The following is a 20,416-nucleotide window of genomic DNA, read 5'->3' on the forward strand; positions in this document are numbered from 1 at the left end:
AAGCCACACCAGGATGGGATGACAGAATAGCAGAGTACGCCTAAAGGCTCAATTTGAACTGCAGGTGGCAGAGGGGCGAAGACGCCCCTCACTATCAAAACTAAACGCCTAGGTAATCCAAAATCCCCTCAGCAGCTTGGCGGCCTTCGTAAATCGCGGTGACCACCAGGTCAGAGCCGCGCACCATATCGCCACCGGCAAAAATTTTCTCATTGCTGGTTTGGTAGGCGTACTGGCCATGCTCTGGCGCTTTTACGCGATCGCGCTCATCGACCTGGATGTTGGCGCTATCGAACCACGGTGCCGGGCTTGCCTGGAAGCCGAAAGCTACCACGACTGCGTCGGCGGCAATAATTTCTTCAGACCCAGGCACGACTTCAGGACGTCGACGGCCATTTTCATCGGGCTCACCCAAACGTGTGCGCACGACCTTCACCCCTTCGACCTGCTCTTCGCCCACCACTGCAACCGGCTGGCGGTTGAACAGAAACTCAACGCCCTCTTCTCGCGCATTAGCCACTTCACGGCGGGAACCGGGCATGTTTTCTTCATCACGGCGATAAGCGCAGATCACGCTGTCGGCGTGCTGACGAATCGAGGTCCGATTACAATCCATCGCCGTATCACCACCGCCAAGCACCACCACACGTTTACCTTCCATCGAGATAAAATCGTTAGGATCTTTTTCAAAGCCTAAGCGACGATTAACGTTGGCGATCAGGAAATCGAGCGCTTTATACACACCAGGTAAATCTTCGCCGGGGAAGCCACCTTCCATGTACTTGTAAGTGCCCATCCCCAGAAAAACAGCATCGTACTCCTGCAGCAGCGTATCGAATTCGATGTCGGTACCAATTTCGGTATTCAGTCGAAACTCGACGCCCATCTCTTCAAAGACGGCGCGGCGACGCTCCATCACGTTCTTTTCCAGTTTAAATTCTGGAATACCGAAGGTAAGCAGACCGCCAATCTCGGGATACTTATCAAATACGACGGGTTTGACGCCATTACGTGCCAAAATATCAGCGCAACCAAGACCCGCAGGCCCGGCACCTACGATGGCGACCTTCTTATCGGTCCACTCCACCTTAGACATATCCGGGCGCCAGCCCATCGCAAACGCGGTGTCGGTAATGTACTTCTCTACCGACCCAATGGTAACCGCACCAAAGCCATCGTTCAGCGTACAGTCGCCTTCACACAAACGATCTTGCGGGCACACGCGGCCACACACTTCCGGCAGCGAATTGGTTTTGTGTGAAAGCTCGGCTGCTTCAATAATATTGCCTTCCACCACTAGCTGAAGCCAGTTGGGAATGTAGTTATGTACCGGGCACTTCCACTCGCAGTACGGATTGCCGCAGTGCAGGCAACGGTGCGCCTGGCTCGCCGCATCGGTGGGCTTAAAGGGTTCGTAAATTTCAGCGAACTCTTTGGACCGTGTGTGTGCGGCTTTTTTCTGCGGGTCTTGACGACCCACATCAACAAACTGGAAATCGTTATTTAAACGGTTAGCCATGATTTCTCTCCTCGAAGCGTAGGCTCTGGCGGGTTATTCCGGCTGACGCCGAGATTGATTCAGCAAACTACCCAAGCTTGCCGCTTTTGGCTTCACTAGCCAGAAGTGGCGCGCGTAGTCGCCGAAGTCTTCCAGAATCGCCGCGCCTCGAGCAGAGCCTGTCGCTGCAACGTAGGCTTCAATCATTTCACGCAAATGACGACGATACGCTTCCATCGCTTCGGTATTGACCCGGTGGATTTCGACCAGCTCGTGGTTGTACTTGTCCACAAAGGTACGGTCTTCATCCAAGACGTAAGCAAAACCACCGGTCATACCCGCGCCAAAGTTAACGCCCGTTTCACCCAATACGCAGACCAAGCCCCCAGTCATGTATTCACAACAGTGGTCGCCTGCACCTTCAATCACAGCAGTCGCCCCAGAGTTACGCACGGCAAAGCGCTCACCCGCAGTACCTGCGGCAAACAGCGTGCCGCCTGTCGCACCATACAGGCAGGTGTTACCAATAATGGCGGTTTTGTGGCTTTCAAACTGGCTAACCTTGGGCGGCACAATCACAATGCTGCCGCCGTTCATGCCTTTGCCCACGTAGTCGTTGGCATCGCCTTCGAGATAGAGGTTTAAGCCACGGGCGTTCCACACCCCGAAGCTTTGACCAGCCACCCCGGTAAAGCGCGCAGTGACCGGGGCTGATTCCAAGCCATCTTCACCGTAGCGTTTGGCAATCGCGCCTGAGCTCAATGCACCTACGCTGCGGTCACAGTTAGTGATGGTGAAATCAAACTCTCCGCCAGACTGACTTTCAATGGCCTCTTTTAGTGCTGCCAGCACTTCCTGGTTCTTAGCGCCTGGATCGTGGGGCACATTACGACTCACCTTACAGAACTGCGGTGCATCTGCAGGCACAAAATCATTCGAAAGCAGCGGGGTTAGATCCAATTTACGCTGAGCGGCCGTATTGCCTTCCAACACCTCAAGCAGATCGGTGCGGCCAATCAGGTCCGTCAACTGACGCACCCCTAGCATCGCCATCAGTTCACGCACTTCTTCAGCAATAAAGCGGAAGTAGTTTTTGACCATATCGACAGTGCCGCGGAAGTGCTCGCCACGCAGGAAGTCATCTTGTGTCGCTACGCCGGTGGCGCAGTTATTCAAGTGACAAATACGCAGGTACTTACAGCCCAGCGCCACCATCGGCGCAGTACCAAAGCCAAAGCTTTCAGCCCCCAGAATCGCCGCCTTAACGACATCCAGACCCGTTTTGAGACCACCATCGGTCTGCAGGCGAATCTTGTCGCGCAGGCCGTTAATACGCAGCGCTTGGTGCACTTCGGGTAACCCAAGCTCCCAAGGAGAGCCCGCGTGTTTGATAGAGGTCAATGGGCTTGCCGCGGTACCACCGTCGTAACCAGAAACAGTGATCAGATCCGCGTAGGCCTTCGCCACACCGGTGGCAATAGTGCCAATACCTGGCTCAGAGACCAGCTTCACGGAAACCTGGGCATCTGGATTGACTTGCTTGAGGTCGAAAATCAGCTGCGCCAAGTCTTCAATCGAGTAGATATCGTGGTGTGGCGGCGGTGAAATCAGCGTCACACCAGGCACCGCGTAGCGTAACCGAGCAATCAACTGGTTCACTTTGCCGCCCGGCAGTTGACCACCTTCACCGGGTTTGGCACCCTGGGCAACTTTGATCTGCAGTACTTCCGCATTGACCAAATAGGCCGGGGTAACGCCAAAGCGGCCAGAAGCAATCTGCTTGATTTTCGAACTACGGATGGTGCCGTAGCGAGCTGGGTCTTCACCACCCTCGCCTGAGTTGGAGCGCCCGCCCGCCTCGTTCATCGCTTGGGCCAACGCCTCATGGGCTTCCGGAGAAAGCGCACCTAGCGACATACCGGCGCTATCAAAGCGCGGAATCAGCGCCTCAATCGGCTCAACATCCTCTAATGGAATGGGCGCTGCAGCAGGCTTTAGCTTAAGCAAGTCACGAATCGTGGCAACCGGACGCTCGTTGACCAGCAGAGCAAACTTTTTCCACTTTGCGTAGCTGCCTTCTTGCACCGCCGCCTGAAGCGACTTCACGACATCGGGGTTGTAGGCGTGATATTCGTAGCCATGAACATACTTCAGCATACCGCCTTGAGAAATGCCTTTGCGGGCAATCCAGGCATCCTTCGCCAGCAGCTCTTGCTGCATTTGCAGCTCAGCAAAGCCAGCGCCCTGAATGCGGGATGCCATGCCGACAAAGCAGGTATCCATGATCTCATCGGACAGCCCCACCGCTTCGAACAGCATAGAGCCGCGGTATGAAGCTAACGTTGAAATACCCATTTTCGAAAGAATTTTGAACAACCCTTTCTGCAGGCCTTTGCGGTAATTCTCACGAGCATCGGCAGGGTTGCCTGTTAGCTCACCGGTGCGATGCATATCGGCCATGACCTGATAAGCGAGCCATGGGTACACAGCCGTTGCGCCCACGCCAAACAGCACGGCCATTTGGTGGGCATCCCTTGCAAAGCCGGTTTCCACCACAATGTTGGCGTTCGGCCGCAGCGCCAAACGACCAAGATGAGAGTGAACGGCTCCCACCGCCAAAGCCGCCTGGATGGGCAACTGTCCTTTGGGAAGGTCAGCATCGGTCAACACCAGAATCACCTTACCCGCTCTTACCTGCGCCTCAGCTTCCTGGCAAAGCAAGGTGACTGCCCGCTGCAGACTGGTGTGCTCCGGGTCGTACCCGAGTGACAGCGTGTGGCTAGCAAAGGCAGGATCATCCTGGCTGACCAGCGCAGTAAATTTACGCGGTGACAGCACGGGTGTTGTCAGAATCAAGCGGTGGGCATGCTCAGGCGTTGCCTTAAAGACGTTTAGCTCCGCACCACAGCAGGTCTCCAGTGACATAACAATCGCTTCACGCAGGGGGTCGATCGGCGGATTGGTCACCTGGGCAAACTTTTGACGGAAGAAATCAGTTAGCAGACGCGGACGGCTAGACAACACCGCCATGGGGGTATCATCACCCATCGAGCCAACCGCTTCCTGGCCACTTTCTGCCAGCGGGCGCAGCACCTGATCACGCTCTTCAAAGCTCACCTGGAACATTTTCTGCTGAACATTTAGCGCGTCAGTGTCCATTGTCTGGAAACGCGCAAGCTCAGTCAGCGCTGACTCTAGGTAATTGGCTTCCTGCTTGAGCCAGCGCTTGTAAGGGTAAGCTGACTTCAGGCGGTTATCGATATCCTGAGTGTGCAGCACTTCGCCGGTCTGAGTGTCTACCGCCAGCATCTGGCCTGGGCCAACGCGCCCCTTAGCGACGACGTCCTCAGGACGATAATCATAAGTGCCAATCTCAGACGCTAGCGTAATGTAGCCATTCTTGGTAATCACCCAGCGTGCGGGACGAAGGCCGTTGCGATCCAGCATACAAACAGCTTGGCGACCGTCGGTCATTACTACACCGGCCGGGCCATCCCAAGGCTCCATGTGCATGGAGTTGTATTCATAGAACGCACGTAACTCGGCGTCCATGGTCTCAACGTTTTGCCAAGCAGGCGGCACCATCATGCGCACCGCACGATGCAGCTCCATACCGCCAGTTAGCAGCACTTCCAGCATGTTATCCATGCTTGAGGAGTCTGACCCAGTGGTATTAACAATTTCCTCAAGCTCAGCAATATCGGGCAAGCGCTCGTTAACAAAATTGGCTTTACGGGAGTTCGCCCAGCCACGGTTGGCTTCAATCGTATTGATCTCGCCATTATGAGCCAGCAGGCGGAATGGCTGGGCCAGCGGCCAGCGCGGTGCAGTGTTAGTAGAGAAACGCTGGTGGAACACGCAAATGGCGGTTTCCAGACTTGGATCATTCAGGTCTTTGTAGAATGCCGGCAAATCTTCCGGCATGACCAAGCCTTTATAGGAAACAACTTCTGATGAGAGCGAAGCTACATAAAAGTCTTCATCGCTACGTAGCGCTTGCTCTGCATAACGGCGCGCCATAAACAGATCGACATCGAAGCGATCACTGCCTAAATCTCCACGACTAGCTGGCTGAACAAACAGCTGCTCAATTCGCGGCAGACAGTCCAGTGCCATCGGACCACATACGCTAGAGTCAGTGGGCACTTCGCGCCAGCCCAATACCTCTAAACCACGGCTGCTTAGTTCACGCTCAAGGGTTTCTTTAGCATGAGCGGCACGCGCATCGTCATCTGGCAAAAAGATGACACCTACAGCAAAGCGCTCGCCAAGCTCCGCATCAAGCGCTTGCTTCGCGGCAGCGCGCATGAATTGCACCGGCATTTTCAGCAACAAACCGCAACCGTCACCGGTTTTTCCGTCTGCCGCAATACCGCCGCGATGGGTCATGCAGGTAAGTGATTCAATAGCAGTTTTCAGCAAGTCGTGGCTGGCCTGCCCTTCCATATGGGCAATAAGGCCAAAGCCACAGTTATCGCGAAACTCGCCAGGCTGGTGAAGACCTCTATTCATGGGCGTGCCTCTAGTCAGCGTATTTATTTAGCAGTGTTTTCATGTTATCGTAACGGGTTTTTCTTATTTTTGGCTTCTTACTGCTCATTAAAAACAGGGCATTTCCCGCTTCCACCGCTTCAAGAAAAGGTCGCTCAGCATAGCGATTTGCCTACGTGTAGCGCAATCACCCAGAACCTGCCAATCCTTAAAAAACCTTGTCAAATCTTGCATTTGCATTCGCGCTTAATAAAAAAACATATTAACTTCAACCACTTGCAAAGCAACTAAACGATGTTTAAACGATCACAGCACGTAATTAGACTTTAGTATCAAACGGCTCAAAAAACCCATGCCGATAGCGCATAAGGCATACGGATTACATACAGAACGATCATCACTTAACGGCCAGACAACAAAAAACCCACGCGATGGTGGGTTTTCCGTGCAGCTTTGCTTGCTAAATCTGTTTAGCAATACGGTCTATCAGTACTGTTTATCCATAAGGGCTGTCGATTGTTTATCTATACGCTAATACGCCTCGGCATTTAGTCGCGCGGATAGTGATGAAGCAGCTCACGCAGCATATCAGGCGGCGTGGCGTCACTTACGCAGGCGTCGCCCAGGGCATTGAGCAGCACCAAACGTAGACGAGTATCAATATTCTTTTTATCTAGCTTCATGCGAGCTAAAAAGTCGTCAGCTGACATTCCGGCAGGCGCCGCTAGCGGCAATCCGGCGCTTTCAACAACCGCCTTAGCACGCGCGAGTGCCTTGCTATCAATCCAGCCAAGCTGATGCGAGAGCGTTGCTGCCATCGCCATGCCTGCACCCACGGCCTCACCGTGTAACCAGTTGCCATAACCTTGATGCGCTTCAATAGCATGACCAAACGTGTGCCCCAGGTTCAGCAACGCGCGAACGCCCTGCTCAGTTTCGTCATCCGCCACAATGTCGGCTTTAATCTGACAACTTTGAGCAATCGCTTCAGCAATCACTGCAGGCTCAACACTGAGTAGCGCCTGCATATGCTCTTCTAACCAGCTTAGAAAGCGCTCATCACGGATTAACCCGTACTTGATCACTTCTGCCAAGCCTGCGGAAAGCTCCCGGCTAGGCAGTGTGGTCAAAGTGTCGATATCCACGATGACGGCTTTTGGTTGCCAAAACGCACCGATCATATTTTTACCCAGCGGGTGATTAACACCGGTCTTCCCACCCACCGAAGAGTCTACCTGGGATAATAACGTAGTAGGCACCTGAATAAAGGCAACGCCACGTTGATAAGCTGCCGCTGCATAACCGACCATATCGCCAATCACACCGCCCCCTAAGGCAATCAGCGTACAGCGACGATTGAAGCCGGCCTCTAACAGCGCATCCCAAATCCGGCTTACCTGCTCGATGGTTTTATACTGCTCCCCGTCAGGCAGCACTACTGTGCGAATATCTAAATGACCAGGCAGACCGGCGCAAAGTGTTTCTAAATAAAGCGGCGCGATAGTCTCATTGGTGACGACCATCACCTGCTGACCCGCGAGATACGGCTCCAGCATATTGGCGCGCTTTAGCAGCCCAACACCAATATGGATCGGGTAGCTACGCTCACCCAATGCGACGGTTAGCGTACGCTGGGCACTTGTCATTTCAGTCATTGTGATACCTTTTTACTTTGAGCCCGCGCAATTTCCAAAGGGTCCACCATGCGATGGACACGACGCAGAATTTCGTTGACCACCGCACGTGGGCTGCGCCGATCCGTGCGCACCGTAATATCCGATGTCGCTCGATACAGCGGATCTCGTGTGGCGAACATGTCGTTCAGCACCTGTTCGCGATTATCACACTGTAATAGCGGTCGATTTCGATCTTTAGCAGTGCGCTTCAGTTGCTGGTCAACGGTGGTCAGCAAATAAACCACGGCGCCTCGCTCACGCAGAGCACGTCGATTCTCTTCGCGCAGCACTGCGCCACCGCCAGTAGCCACTACCACACCAGACAACTGAGTGAGTTCGTCAATCATCTGACTTTCGCGCTGACGAAAGCCGGGCTCACCTTCAACGTCAAAAATCCAGGGGATATCCGCACCACAGCGGTCTTGTATGGCGTGATCGCTGTCAAAGAACGAGCGCGACAACTCAGCCGCGAGTAAGCGGCCTATCGTGCTCTTGCCAGCCCCCATGGGGCCAATTAAAAAAATATTGGGTAACTCTTGCATCAGCGAACCGCCAAACCATCATCAAGTAGTCGTGGAGTAATAAAGACCAATAACTCTACCTTTTCATTGCTCTCTTCGGTATAGCGGAATAGCCGCCCAAGCCAAGGAATATCTCCTAGCAGCGGTGTTTTCGCTATTTGGCTCAACTGCTCTGTTGTCAAAATACCGCCTAACACTACCGTTTGCCCATTATCGACCAGCACTTGGGTCTCTATCTGGTTAGTATCAATCGGCGGCTCACCACCAAACTCACTTTCCCGGAAGCTATCGTTTTTAATCACCAAATTCATAATGATGCGGTTATCCGGAGTAATTTGTGGCGTTACCTCCAAGGAAAGCTCGGCCTCCTTGAACTCTGTATCTGGATTCCCTTCTGTATCTACACTCTGAAAAGCACGCTCTTCGCCTTGACGAATAATAGCTGTTCGTTGGTTAGCTGTGATCACTCGGGGCTGAGAAATCGTCTGGCTTTTGCCCTCACTTTCCAGCGCTCGCAGCTCAAGATCTAGCAGTACGTCCCCTGATAGATAACCAAAACTAAACCCCGTGTTGGCAGCCGCCGCTGAACCTAGATCTACCGCAAGGCCACCCTGGGCACGGTTAATGTTGCTAGGGTTAAGGTTACGCCGAGAAAACGTACCATCATCGTTTTCTAAAAAGCCGCGAGTACTCGACACGCCCCAGTTAATCCCTAGCTCCCGAGACGCGGTATCTCGGGCAATGACAATTCTTGCCTCAATTTGCACCTGACGGACGGCGACATCCAAGCGATCTAAAGTGCCGATAATAGTGCGCACCTGCTCTGCAGTATCTTGCACCAGTAACATATTAGTACGCTGATCAATACTGACTCGCCCTCGGTCAGTTAACAGCCCAAAGCCGTCGCCACCACGTAACAGCTGAGCAAGGTCTTCGGCGCGGGCATATTTTATTTCAATAAACTCAGTGACTAACGGCGCAAGCGTTTGGCGTTGGTTGCGTGTTTCTATCTCTTGCCGCTCAAGAGCCGCTAGCTCGCTGGCAGGCGCCACTACGATCACATTACCCTGCTCCCGACTTGCCAGCCCTTGGCTTTGTAAGATCAGCGCTAGCGCTTCATCCCAGGGAACATCGTTCAAGTTAAGCGTAATGCGTCCAGCAACGCTATCACTGGCCACTAGGTTTAGGCCAGTAAACTCTGCCAGAGTAGCCAGCACTGCACGCACTTCAATATCTTGAAAGTTCAGGCTTAACCGCTCTCCGGTAAAAGATATTCCCTGCTGCTCTCGCTGCTGTTGTGTAGCTTGACTCACCGGCTGCACTTCAATCGTCAACGTACGCCCGCTTTGCGATGAAGCCATCGCGATGGGGCCGTTCGTTTGTAGCTCCAGCCGCACATCACGCTGTCCAAGATGAGGGGTAATACGGGTAACCGGCGTCGCAAAATCAGTGACATCGTAAACCTGGTTAAGCGCATCAGGCAGCGCCACATTACGCAGCTCCGCTACAATGCTGCCCTCACTACCTTCACGCACGTTAGCGACCACGCCAGCACGATCAAATGTCACCACGACACGCCCTGCACCATCACCTCCACGCCGGAAATCAATATTTTCAACACGCAACCCCTGGATGGACGGGGAAGGCTGGGGAACGTTAGTCGCTTGGGGTGCCGGCATAGACACAGAACTACCTGATGCGAGTGTGACTCTTAACTGTTCACCGACTACTCGAGCGGTATAATCAAGGGATTCATTCGAATCAACCACGAGGCGCGTCCGTCCACTACCCTCTAACACCGTCACTTGTTCAACAACACCACTACTGACGCCGATACGGCGTTGGGCAAGCGCACTTTGCGTATCTGCCAAATCCAGCGCTAGACGAGGAGGTGCATCTAATCGATAGCCACTTAGCTGGGCAACGCCGCCACTGAACTGCAGCACTAGCTCTATGTCACCGCTATGAGTTTGCCGCACATCGACATTAGTAAGCACTGATGCCATGCAGACCGATGGCACTACCGCAATTAATAACAGCAACGTTCGATAACATATAGCAGCCATAAGCGATATCCATATCTGATAGCGAGTGAAGAAGCTATTCCTCAAGGGTGAGCGTTACCTGGCGTTGTTGCCACCCTTGCTGAGGGCTAAAAACACGTTCAACAATAGTGATTCCTTGTGGTTCAATCTGGTTAATAAAGCCATGGTTGGTGCCTAAATAATCACCTTCTCGAACACTAACAACCTCCCCCTCGGGAGGCTCAATCAATGCAACTTGCTGCGCCCCCATACGTAGCGTACCCACTAAGCGCAACGTCTGGAGTTGAAAACGCTCTAAAGGCTCTTGAGCGCGCTGCTGTTCGGGGGCAAACTCGCTCACTGCCTGCTCCACTTGCAATACGTTTTCGCGCATATCCTCCGGTGCTAAGAAGGGACTGCGCGCATCGCTAAAGCGATAATCGAGCGACTGATACGTTGGCAATTCCTCCACTACCTCGGGCACTTTCCCATCAGCAGTACGGCGTATTTCTGCAAGGGTTTGATCTAACTGCCCCAGCTGAGGGTCACTGCAGCCAGCTAAGCCAGCAATACACAGCAGGCCTACCAAACGCTTCATGGTGCAGCCTTTTCGCTGTAAGTGCGTGCAAGCAGCGACATGCGTAGCGTGTCGCCATTCTGCTCAACAGGCGCTAGCGTTAAATCGTGCTGGGTAATAATTCGCGCCAAACCGCTAATGTCCGAAACAAACTGCGCCAATGCATGGTAATCACCGCGTACCTGTATATCTAAGGGGTGCTCTATATAGTGCGTGTTACTCACCGTAGGTCGCAAACGGATAGTTTCAATGGTTAGTCGATTTTCGATAGCGGCATCACTGATGCTATCTAATAAAGAAGGAATTTCTGCACTGGTAGGCAGCATCGCCTGCATCTGCACCATTTGATTTTCAAGAGCAGTCAACTGACTGCGAATATCCGGCAGAAAAGCGGCTTCAGACGCCTTGCGTCGATACTCGACCAGCAGACGCTCCTCTTGACGCTGCTCTGCTGCAAGCGAATCGCGAGCCTCCCCCACCAGCCACCCGTTGATAGCTAATAGAGCAACTAAAAAAGCAAGTACCGCTATCACGGCTTTAAACAGCCAGGGCCACTCACCTGCTTCTTTGATATCCAACGATTGCCATTCAACGCTGCGCAGGCGCTGCCAGTCATTTTTTATGCGTTCACGGATAGGCGTCATGGTGCCGCCTCCATGGAAACGGCTTCTTCAGGAGACAGTTGCCTTACTTCAAACTGGAAAACACGCCGACTGTCATCTTGGCCACTAGCAACCTCGGAAAACAGCGGTACGCCTAACCCTGGTATAGCTGCAATTTGGCGTAGTTGCTCAGAGACCTGACGTTCATTACTGGCAACCGCTGAAAGACTGATTTGCTGTCCGCTACGTGACAGACGCTGATAGACAACCCCATCGGCGACGCTAGCAGCAATATCGTTAAACAGCCCCACTGTACTCATGCGTTCGTTATTAAGCGTGTGGAACAGCGCCAATTGCTCTTCCAACCGCCCGATATCGCCCTGATAGCGTTGTACATCAGCGATTTCATTGTCTAACTGCTCAATACGAGTAGAGATATGGGCATTGCGCTGCTGCTGGGCAGCTAACTGCTGTTGATATACGTGCAATACCACAACGCCACACGCCACGCCCAGCAGCAACATAAACAACATAACACCGTAAAATTGCCGCGTCCGTCTCTCTCGCCACCCCTCACGCCAGGGTAAAAGATTAATATTAATGCTCATTGGCTAACTCGCATCGCCAACCCACCCGCCGTTAGCATCGCTGGGGCAGCGTTTCTTAACGCTTCTTCACTTAGCCGCTTGTTAATGCGTAAACGTTGCAATGGGTTGGCGATACTCACCGACATACCACTATCATCAGCAATACGCTCAGCGAGGCCTGGAATGACACTTGAGCCACCCGCGAGTACCGTATGTTGTACCTCATGCTGACGACCGACAGTGTAATAAAGCTGCAGCGAGCGTCTCCCCTGCTGTACCAGCGTGTCTAGAAAAGGAGTGAGCACTTTCTCTTGGTAGTCGCCTGGAAGACCTCCACGCTTCTTAGCAACTCCGGCCTCAGCGATGTTCATGTGGTAATAGTCGCGGATGGCCTCTGTCAGTTGGCGTCCGCCAAACGCCGTATCACGGCTATAAACAATATGCCCACCCCGCACGACATGGAAAGCGCTCATATTGGCCCCGATGTCGAATAGCCCCACACAAGCAGCTGAGTCGTTTGCCGCGCTTGACTGCTTACGTAGCTCGGCCAATGCGCGCTCTAAGGCGAACGTTTCTACATCGACAGCGACAGGCTCCAGCCCCGCACGCTCCAGCGTTTCGGTAAGCAGAGTCACGTCTTGCTGACGACACGCTACTAAAACAATTTCTTGCTGGCTCTCATCGAAAGGAGCAGGGCCTAGGCACTGAAAATCAAACGCCACCTCACTGAACGGAAAGGGAATATAGCGGTCAGATTCGGCGGTTATTCGCTCTTCGATTTCCTCTTCGCTTAACGAAGCAGGAAAAGTAAGCGTTTTAGTAATGGCAGCGCTCGCTGGGACGGCCACTGCTGCTTTACGAGTAAAGGGCTTTGCACGCTCGACAGTACGCCGAAGCACACTCGCCACTTCATTAATGTCGCGGATGCGGCGCTCAACAACTGCACCTTCGCGCAGCGGTTGAACAGCGTAGCTGTCTACTTGGTAGTTATCGTTAGACTGTTTGAGCTCTAACAGCTTGACGGTCGCCGATGTAATATCGACGCCAATCAACCCTTTACCGGGCTTGAGTAAACGCATCCTGGGTTCGGCTCCGCCTGCCTATCATGCGAATTTCGAGGTTACATGATTTTTAGTGAAGTCACACGCGAATGGCATTACGGCATATCAACACTGGTGACTGCTGCCTCGCCTTCCTATAATGGCAGCCAATTGCGTGATACGGTCGTTTAGTTACCGTGTCTATTCTCCTTTTCACGGGTGCACTCTGTTCATGACGTTTTTTCGAACCCTCATCCTGTCACTTTTTTCGCTAATCGTTGCGCTCATTGGCGCCACCGTGTTGGCAGTGGTGGGTGCCGCTATCTATTTTTCCCCTGGCCTGCCTGATGTACGCCAGTTGCAAGATTTCGAGCTACATACACCGCTTCGCATCTTCACCAATGATGGCAAACTCATTGGTGAATTTGGCGAAGAGCGCCGTATGCCCGTCGACTTCGCTGATATCCCACAGGACATGATCAACGCGCTGATCGCAGCGGAAGATGCCAGTTACTTTGATCATGCAGGCGTTGATCCTCGTGGTATCGCCAGGGCGGCGGTTGAACTGGTCCAGAGTGGCGGCTCCATTCAGTCTGGCGGCTCGACCATTACCATGCAGGTTGCGCGTAACTATATGTTGACGCTTGACCAGACATTCACGCGGAAAATTCGCGAGATTCTGCTTGCCCTACAAATGGAGCAGATTCTTGATAAAGATGAAATCTTCGAGCTCTACGTCAACAAGATATTTCTCGGTCATCGCGCCTATGGCATCGCAGCCGCATCAGAGACTTATTATGACAAGCCATTGGCGGAATTAACGCTGGCTCAAACGGCAATGATCGCGGGACTGCCTAAAGCACCCTCAGCCTTTAACCCACTGGCTAATTCAGAACGCTCGCTTATTCGCCGCAACTGGATTCTGTTTCGCATGCGCGAGCTAGGACATATTGATAATGATGCTTATCTAGCGGCGGTGCAGGAGCCGGTGACAGCCCGCCGGCACTACACCCAAACTGAAGTCGACGCGGCTTATGTTTCAGAAATGGCTCGCCAATATGCCATCGAACGATTTGGCGATAAGGCGTATACCGGTGGCTACCGAATTTACACCACGATTGATAGCGAAATGCAGCCCTATGCCCACCAAGCATTAGCAAATGGCCTGCTGGCTTACGACCTTCGCCATGGCTGGCGCGGTTCAGAACAGCAAGATATCGCAGCCAGCTTGGTAGAAGCTCAAGAGCAAACCGCTACTCAAGGGCTTGAAGAGGAACTTTCAGAATCACCGGAAATTCGTCAAACCGCTCGCCAAGCAGCTGAGCGTAGCCAAACACAAGTTGAGGGTGTCGATGGTGACGTCAGCAACTGGCTGCAGGTATTAGAGCGCACGCCCAACTATGGCCTGCTTCAGCCAGCGATTGTGGTTGAGAGCAGTGGCCGTGAAATGCAGGTACTTACTCGCGGTGGCGAACTGCAAACGATTGCCTGGAGCGGCCTAAACTGGGCACGCCCCTATTTGAGCCCACGCAGTCGTGGTGCCGAACCAAGTAGCGCGGATCAAATTGCTGTTCGCGGCGACTTAGTCCGCGTGATTGAAAACGAAGATGGATCGCTACGCTTGTCGCAGCGCCCCGACGCCGAAGGCTCTTTGGTTGCACAAGATCCACGCACTGGCGCTATTTTAGCCTTACAAGGCGGGTTTGATTTTAATGCCAGTAAGTTCAACCGTGCTATCCAGGCTCAGCGTCAATCCGGCTCCATCTTTAAACCGTTCATCTATCTGGCAGCCCTAGAAGACGGCGGTATGAACGCAGCAAGCGTGGTCAATGATTCCCCCGTCGTATTAGATGACGGTAGTAATTCATTATGGCGCCCAGTCAATTCAAGCCGTGATTTCCTAGGCCCGATGCGCTTGCGAACAGCGCTTGCTCGTTCGCGTAACTTGGTCACCATTCGTGTGCTTCAAGCCACGGGGTTGGACCATACTATTCGCTACCTAGAAGGATTTGGCTTCTCCCCCGATCGCCTACCACGCGGGCTGTCTCTCGCCTTGGGCAGCGCCAGTTTAACGCCCATGGAAATGACCAACGCGTATTCTGTTCTTGCCAACGGTGGTTTTCAGGTCGCGCCATGGTTTATTGAACGCGTCACGCGTAACGATGATGAGGAACTTGTCGATGAAGCAACACCTCAGGTTGCCTGCCCTAGCTGCGCTGAGGGGCAGGAAACAGTTGAAATCGACGGCAAGGAGTACCCTGTAGCTGCTCGGGTCGCTGACCCTGCTGCTGTCTATATTCTGCGCGACATGCTGCGTGACGTCATTACGTCTGGCACCGGTCGTGGTGCTCTTAGCCTGAACCGCGACGATATCGTCGGCAAAACGGGCACCACCAATAACCAGCGTGATGCCTGGTTCGCAGGCTTTAACAGCGACTTAGTGACCACAGTATGGGTAGGCAAAGATAGCAACGAGTCCACCGCTGAATATGGCTCTAACGCAGCACTACCTATCTGGGTTGACTTTATGGGCGATGCACTAGAAGGCACCCCTTCAGCGATACCCGAACGCCCGGATACTGTTGTTAGCGCACGGGTAGACCCCTCCACCGGATACCGCTTGGCGGATGGTCAGTCAGGGGGCATTTCTGAGCTCTTCCACCGTGACCATCTTCCCGGCTACCAGCAACGTCGCATTAGTCGTGAACTGGAAGAAGCCAGTGGCTCGCAGGGGTCTGGTACCGCAGAGTCCATTTTCTAAGCCGTACCTGCACAAAGCAAAAGCCCGGAGACCTAATGGTCTCCGGGCTTTTTTTATGGCGTACATTAACGCCCTACGATTAGCCGTCCATCGGCAGACGTTCTCGCTTGCTGGCAAACCAGTTGGCACCAATCGCGGCAATCATCACCACCACGCCCGCAATTTCCGTTAGTAGATTTGGGTAGAAAACCCCGAAAATAGCAGCGCCAATCGCCAAACGCGGCAACCAAGACATCTTGGCAAACAGATAACCTTCAAGCGCGGCAGCAAATGCACACAGTGCCAAAATAGCAATCAGCGCATTCCAAACCACCACGGGCACGGGGCCACCGACAATGATTTCGGGATTAAACACCATAAATAGCGGAATTAAATAGAGACCTTTGGCAAATTTCCAAGCTTGGAAGCCAGTCTCCATGGGTTTACTGCCTGCAATTGCGGCCCCCGCAAAACCGGCCAGGGCGATAGGCGGTGTCACATTGGAATCTTGGGAGTACCAGAACACCACTAAGTGAGCAATCAGTAGCGGCACTCCAAACTCAGCGGTCAACGCTGGGCCCACCAGTACGATCAAGACAATATAGCTCGCGGTAACCGGCAGTCCCATCCCCAAAATCAAGCTTGCCAGCAGCACCATCACCAACGCCAACACTAGGTTGCCGCCAGAAAAAGCCAGCATCATTGAGGAAAACTTCAACCCTAGCCCTGTCAGGCCCACAACGCCGACAATAATCCCCGCCACGGCACAAGCCATAGAAACCGCAACGGCATTCCGCGCACCCAGCTCCAACCCCTGAACCAACTTAACGAGCCCCGCCCACACCACACCTTTGGTGCGGCTCATGGTGACCGGCTGACCTTGCTTGGGAGCAATAAAGAAGTACCAAAGCGCATAGCGAAGAACCGCCACAGCGATGATGGTGACCACGGCGTAATACCCCACGCGCATTGGCGACATACTCATCGCTAGCAGCCACACTAGTACCGCTAGAGGAAGCAGGAAGTGCCAGCCATCTTTCATGACTTGGCGCATTTGCGGCAGCTCGCTTTTCGCCAATCCCTGCATTCCCTGCTTCAATGCAATGATATGGACAAATAGATACACCGTTGCAAAGTACATAATCGCCGGCAGAATGCTGACTTTCACGATTTCCAAATAGGGCGTGTTGGTATATTCCGCAATTAAAAACGCCCCGGCCCCCATTAAAGGCGGCATAATTTGCCCACCGGTAGAGGCGGCTGCTTCTATTCCTCCCGCCTGCTTTGGCTGATAGCCCAGCTTTTTCATCAGCGGAATGGTAAATGCCCCGGTGGTCACCACGTTGGCAATCGCACTACCCGAAATAGAGCCCATACCGGCTGAAGCCAGCACGGCAGCTTTCGCAGGGCCGCCCCGCTGGCGGCCAGTGGCCGCATAGGCCATATCAATAAAAAACTTGCCTGCGCCAGTGCTTTCCAAAAAGGCACCAAAGAGTACAAATATAAAGATGTAGGTCGCCGCAACTCCCAAAGGCAAACCAAAGATGCCTTCTTGTCCTAAATAGAGCTGCCCTGCGACGCGCTCCAAGGTATAGCCACGATGCTCTAAAATGCCGGGCATCCATTCGCCTAGCCATGGCAGTTCGCCCCTAGGCCCTGCAAATGCGTAGATAATGGCAAGTAGGCCGATCACCGTCATGCCAAACCCAACGGCTCGACGACTTGCTTCCAACACGGTAACCGTCGCAATACAGGCCACTAAAATATCGGTGTCACTCCAGAAGCCGGCTCGATTGATAATCTCATCCAAAAAGAGCACCAGATAGCCACCGGTAGTCAAAGCCCCAGCAAAGAAAATTAGATCAATGCCCCACCCCAGCACTCCACGTTTGCGCGTTGGCCCAAACACAGGAAACATCAAAAATGCCAGCAGCATAATCAACGCTAAGTGAATACTGCGCTGATAGAAAAGCCCAAGGGGCTGGATACCAGCAGAATAGAGCTGGAAGAGTGAAAGCCCCACCGCAACCACGGTGATACACCACAGAACCATGCGGGGCTGCATCGCATTCGCGCCGGGCATCACAACCGGCGGTGGAGTGGATTCGTTCATGAACGTCCTCGGAAGCGTTAACTACTATCGTTTTTATTCACGCGGAGCGGTGCTAGGTGATAATAATTGGATAATCACACGTTGCCCGGCTGCGTACTCACTTAAACTCACCGGTGAATGCTCACCATTCGGCCACACCACTTGATGATTGACGGCAGGAGAACCGACTCTTAATGCATAACGGTTATTTGCTACGGGCTCATTAATAGCATTAATCCAATAACCGCCCTCACCATCTGAGACTTGTTCCCCACGGCCAAAGATATGACCAAGCCCTGCGGCAAAGTCTGGTTGATGACTACGCTCAAGTTGCATAACGCCTGCCGCATTACGATAACAATCCAGTACCGTAAAGTGCTCAACAGAGTGTCGCCACTGGATACACCAGCGCCCTTCTGAAGGCACCAGCGCATCCACTAGAACATCGCCTTGTTCAGTCACTACAGCTAAACGCATAGACGCATTCACCGAAGCGGGGGAAGCCCCCACTTCGGTGAGCGGTAGACATGCAAAAAGTAGCGCCATCAGTCGTTGTTGCCACTGCATGGCAATATCCTTATGGCAATGTCTATGGCAAGACCCTTTAACCGTTAAGGGCGCAGACGATCAGGAATATCCGCTCCTACTTCTTCAAAGTAGCGAATTGCCCCCGGGTGCAACGGCACAGGCGTAGAGTTCATGGTGAACTCAATAGTGGTGTCGTTGGCGGCCGGGTGAACAGCAATCAGCTCATCGGTGTTTTCAAACAGTAGCTGAGTCAGTTGGTAAGCAAGCTCTTCGTCCATATCAGAATTCACCACCAAGACGTTAGGAACACCGATAGTCTGAACAGACTCGTCCATACCGTCATACATACCCGCTGCCAGCTCGTAGGGGGCGAACACTGCCTCCGCTTCCTGTGCATTGGCAACTTCTTCATCGGAGAGGCCAATTAAGCGGATATCACGGGTAGCGGCAAGGTTAAGAATAGAACTGGTGGGAGGACCAACGCTCCAGAAACCGGCGTCGATATCACCATCACGAATGGCATCTGCGGTTTCGTTAAAATTAAGCCGCTGAGGGGTAAAATCTTCATAACTAATGCCGTTGGCTTCCAAAACGGCACGCGCATTTAGCTCGGTGCCACTGCCTGGTGCACCCACGGAAACGCGTTTCCCAGCCAGGTCAGCGATGGTCTCGATATCCGACTCAGCCAGCGTTACCAACTGCACCGCATTCGGGTAAACAGAGGCCAGAGCACGGGTATTTTCAATCTGACGACCGTCAAAGTCGCCGCTGCCGTTATAAGCCTGATAGACCGTGTCGGCCAGCGCTAGCGCCAAATCGGCGTCGCCACGCATAATCAGCCCCATATTTTCAACTGAGGCACCAGTAACCTCAGCCGTCGCCTGAGCGCCTTCAATATGGTTATTAATCATTTCAGCGAAGCCACCGCCGATCGGATAATAAACCCCGCCGGTACCGCCGGTCGCGATTGAAAGCTGTTGCGCACTGGCTGGAAGTGCAACAGCCAACAAGGATGCTGCCACTGTATATTTTAGAGTTCGCATAAGCGGTTCCTCCGTCCTGTTTGGACTTATAAGTATGGTTGACGATAAGGAGGTGTGAAGTCCCAGCCTCTGGTTACCGTAAACGGCAAGCAAACGCGGTGCAATGACGTTAGCACGGCTTTAGCGTGAGATGCTAATGCAACGCTATTCGCCGATGGCATCCGTATAAATGTCGTTACCTGTGCTAAATGTCTAAAATTTATTGATAATAGCGATTAGTTAATGCAGATCGCCACGCCCAACGTTGGCCTAAGGAGATATCATGGAGCACGATGCGCCGCGCCCGAACCTAGCCATCAGTGCCTATCGCGCCCTGAAGCACGACATCATTCGCGGCCGTTATGCGCCTGAAGAGAAGCTTTTAATGAGCCGCCTCAAGGAGTATTACGGCGCCAGTACCGGTCCTCTACGCGAAGCGCTTTCCCAATTAGTTGCCGACCGCTTGGTGATTGCGATTAGCCAACGTGGCTATCGCGTTGCCCCCATGTCGCTGGCCGAGCTGAACGATATTTACGACGCACGCGCTCAGTTAGAAGGCCTGATTTTGCGCCTGGCCATTGAGCGCGGCGACGACGACTGGGAAGCCAACGTCCTCGCCACCGCTCATCGGCTAGCTAAAGTGACCGAGGTCAGCTCCCCCGATGAGCTGCTTGATGGCTGGGATTTGCGCCATAAAGCATTTCATACCGCCATTGCTAGCGGCTGCAACTCGCCACACCTGTTACAGATGCGCGACACGCTGTTTGATCAGGTAGAACGCTACCGCCACCTGTGGTTGCAGGAAACGGTGATGTCCCCCCAGGCACTTGAAATCAAAAGACAAGAGCATGCCGCCTTGGTAGACGTCATCCTGGCTCGTGATACAGAGCAAGCGGCCAACCTCATGCGTGATCACTTAATGACACCGGTCCCGATTATTACCCGTGTTCTCGAGGAACGAGGGATCAATTAAATTGTTTATTTTAAAATGTAGATATTTCAATAAAACGACGATACA

Annotated in this window: 14 protein-coding genes; 2 read left to right on the top strand and 12 right to left on the bottom strand. The window is 53.2% G+C overall.

Features of this window, described 5'->3' with window-relative positions; genetic code table 11:
• Positions 1-100: 100 nt before the first annotated feature.
• From CEK60_RS11105 to pilM, 9 genes are all read right to left on the bottom strand, one after another.
• Positions 101-1,519 carry an FAD-dependent oxidoreductase gene (locus tag CEK60_RS11105; RefSeq protein WP_089039079.1) on the bottom strand — a complete coding sequence of 473 codons (1,419 nt, stop codon included), beginning with the start codon at positions 1,517-1,519 and terminating at the stop codon, positions 101-103.
• Between the two features lie 33 nt (positions 1,520-1,552).
• The gene (gene gltB / locus CEK60_RS11110) at positions 1,553-6,010 is read right to left on the bottom strand and encodes a glutamate synthase large subunit (RefSeq protein WP_089039080.1); all 4,458 of its coding nucleotides are present in this window, start codon (positions 6,008-6,010) and stop codon (positions 1,553-1,555) included.
• Positions 6,011-6,537: 527 nt separating this feature from the next.
• On the bottom strand, positions 6,538-7,644 hold the full coding sequence (gene aroB / locus CEK60_RS11115; RefSeq protein ID WP_089039081.1) for a 3-dehydroquinate synthase: 1,107 nt from the start codon (positions 7,642-7,644) through the stop codon (positions 6,538-6,540).
• A complete protein-coding gene (gene aroK, locus CEK60_RS11120; protein WP_038481630.1) occupies positions 7,641-8,207 on the bottom strand; it encodes a shikimate kinase AroK in 567 nt (188 codons plus the stop codon). The genes aroB and aroK overlap by 4 nt, the downstream gene beginning before the upstream one ends.
• Positions 8,207-10,252: a type IV pilus secretin PilQ gene (pilQ, locus tag CEK60_RS11125; protein WP_089039082.1), complete on the bottom strand. Its 2,046-nt coding sequence runs from the start codon at positions 10,250-10,252 to the stop codon at positions 8,207-8,209. Before pilQ ends, aroK begins: the two co-directional genes overlap by 1 nt.
• Before the next feature lie 34 nt (positions 10,253-10,286).
• Positions 10,287-10,808, bottom strand: coding sequence for a pilus assembly protein PilP (locus CEK60_RS11130; protein WP_089039083.1), 522 nt, complete (start codon positions 10,806-10,808; stop codon positions 10,287-10,289).
• Positions 10,805-11,431: a type 4a pilus biogenesis protein PilO gene (locus CEK60_RS11135; protein WP_089039084.1), complete on the bottom strand. Its 627-nt coding sequence runs from the start codon at positions 11,429-11,431 to the stop codon at positions 10,805-10,807. Before CEK60_RS11135 ends, CEK60_RS11130 begins: the two co-directional genes overlap by 4 nt.
• Positions 11,428-11,997: a PilN domain-containing protein gene (locus tag CEK60_RS11140; RefSeq protein WP_089039085.1), complete on the bottom strand. Its 570-nt coding sequence runs from the start codon at positions 11,995-11,997 to the stop codon at positions 11,428-11,430. Before CEK60_RS11140 ends, CEK60_RS11135 begins: the two co-directional genes overlap by 4 nt.
• Positions 11,994-13,055, bottom strand: coding sequence for a type IV pilus assembly protein PilM (pilM, locus tag CEK60_RS11145; protein WP_089039086.1), 1,062 nt, complete (start codon positions 13,053-13,055; stop codon positions 11,994-11,996). The genes CEK60_RS11140 and pilM overlap by 4 nt, the downstream gene beginning before the upstream one ends.
• Before the next feature lie 193 nt (positions 13,056-13,248).
• On the opposite strand from pilM, the gene CEK60_RS11150 reads away from it, so the two are divergent.
• The gene (locus tag CEK60_RS11150) at positions 13,249-15,777 is read left to right on the top strand and encodes a penicillin-binding protein 1A (RefSeq protein WP_089039087.1); all 2,529 of its coding nucleotides are present in this window, start codon (positions 13,249-13,251) and stop codon (positions 15,775-15,777) included.
• 79 nt (positions 15,778-15,856) lie between these two features.
• Here CEK60_RS11150 and CEK60_RS11155 read toward each other — a convergent pair whose 3' ends face one another.
• Genes CEK60_RS11155 through CEK60_RS11165 form a run of 3 tightly spaced genes read right to left on the bottom strand, consistent with a single transcriptional unit; the run spans position 15,857 to position 19,419 of the window.
• Positions 15,857-17,869, bottom strand: coding sequence for a TRAP transporter permease (locus CEK60_RS11155; RefSeq protein ID WP_089039088.1), 2,013 nt, complete (start codon positions 17,867-17,869; stop codon positions 15,857-15,859).
• A gap of 33 nt (positions 17,870-17,902) precedes the next feature.
• The gene (locus CEK60_RS11160; RefSeq protein WP_089039089.1) at positions 17,903-18,415 is read right to left on the bottom strand and encodes a DUF1850 domain-containing protein; all 513 of its coding nucleotides are present in this window, start codon (positions 18,413-18,415) and stop codon (positions 17,903-17,905) included.
• A 44-nt stretch (positions 18,416-18,459) separates the two neighbouring features.
• Positions 18,460-19,419 (bottom strand): TAXI family TRAP transporter solute-binding subunit, encoded by a 960-nt coding sequence (locus CEK60_RS11165; protein ID WP_089039090.1) that lies wholly within the window; start codon positions 19,417-19,419, stop codon positions 18,460-18,462.
• 262 nt (positions 19,420-19,681) lie between these two features.
• Here CEK60_RS11165 and csiR point away from each other — a divergent pair, with 262 nt between their 5' ends.
• Positions 19,682-20,371 carry a DNA-binding transcriptional regulator CsiR gene (csiR, locus tag CEK60_RS11170; RefSeq protein ID WP_089039091.1) on the top strand — a complete coding sequence of 230 codons (690 nt, stop codon included), beginning with the start codon at positions 19,682-19,684 and terminating at the stop codon, positions 20,369-20,371.
• The last annotated feature ends 45 nt before the right edge of the window (positions 20,372-20,416 follow it).

The sequence above is a fragment of the Halomonas sp. N3-2A genome, assembly GCF_002216165.1.
GTDB lineage: Bacteria > Pseudomonadota > Gammaproteobacteria > Pseudomonadales > Halomonadaceae > Vreelandella.

What these genes read in the sequence shown, in the direction of transcription:
- CEK60_RS11160 (WP_089039089.1), bottom strand. Translation starts at nt 18,415, where the DNA reads ATGCAGTGGCAACAACGACTGATGGCGCTACTTTTTGCATGTCTACCG.
- aroK (WP_038481630.1), bottom strand. Translation starts at nt 8,207, where the DNA reads ATGCAAGAGTTACCCAATATTTTTTTAATTGGCCCCATGGGGGCTGGC.
- CEK60_RS11130 (WP_089039083.1), bottom strand. Translation starts at nt 10,808, where the DNA reads ATGAAGCGTTTGGTAGGCCTGCTGTGTATTGCTGGCTTAGCTGGCTGC.
- CEK60_RS11150 (WP_089039087.1), top strand. Translation starts at nt 13,249, where the DNA reads ATGACGTTTTTTCGAACCCTCATCCTGTCACTTTTTTCGCTAATCGTT.
- csiR (WP_089039091.1), top strand. Translation starts at nt 19,682, where the DNA reads ATGGAGCACGATGCGCCGCGCCCGAACCTAGCCATCAGTGCCTATCGC.
- CEK60_RS11105 (WP_089039079.1), bottom strand. Translation starts at nt 1,519, where the DNA reads ATGGCTAACCGTTTAAATAACGATTTCCAGTTTGTTGATGTGGGTCGT.
- gltB (WP_089039080.1), bottom strand. Translation starts at nt 6,010, where the DNA reads ATGAATAGAGGTCTTCACCAGCCTGGCGAGTTTCGCGATAACTGTGGC.
- pilM (WP_089039086.1), bottom strand. Translation starts at nt 13,055, where the DNA reads ATGCGTTTACTCAAGCCCGGTAAAGGGTTGATTGGCGTCGATATTACA.
- CEK60_RS11155 (WP_089039088.1), bottom strand. Translation starts at nt 17,869, where the DNA reads ATGAACGAATCCACTCCACCGCCGGTTGTGATGCCCGGCGCGAATGCG.
- CEK60_RS11140 (WP_089039085.1), bottom strand. Translation starts at nt 11,997, where the DNA reads ATGAGCATTAATATTAATCTTTTACCCTGGCGTGAGGGGTGGCGAGAG.
- pilQ (WP_089039082.1), bottom strand. Translation starts at nt 10,252, where the DNA reads ATGGCTGCTATATGTTATCGAACGTTGCTGTTATTAATTGCGGTAGTG.
- CEK60_RS11135 (WP_089039084.1), bottom strand. Translation starts at nt 11,431, where the DNA reads ATGACGCCTATCCGTGAACGCATAAAAAATGACTGGCAGCGCCTGCGC.
- CEK60_RS11165 (WP_089039090.1), bottom strand. Translation starts at nt 19,419, where the DNA reads ATGCGAACTCTAAAATATACAGTGGCAGCATCCTTGTTGGCTGTTGCA.
- aroB (WP_089039081.1), bottom strand. Translation starts at nt 7,644, where the DNA reads ATGACTGAAATGACAAGTGCCCAGCGTACGCTAACCGTCGCATTGGGT.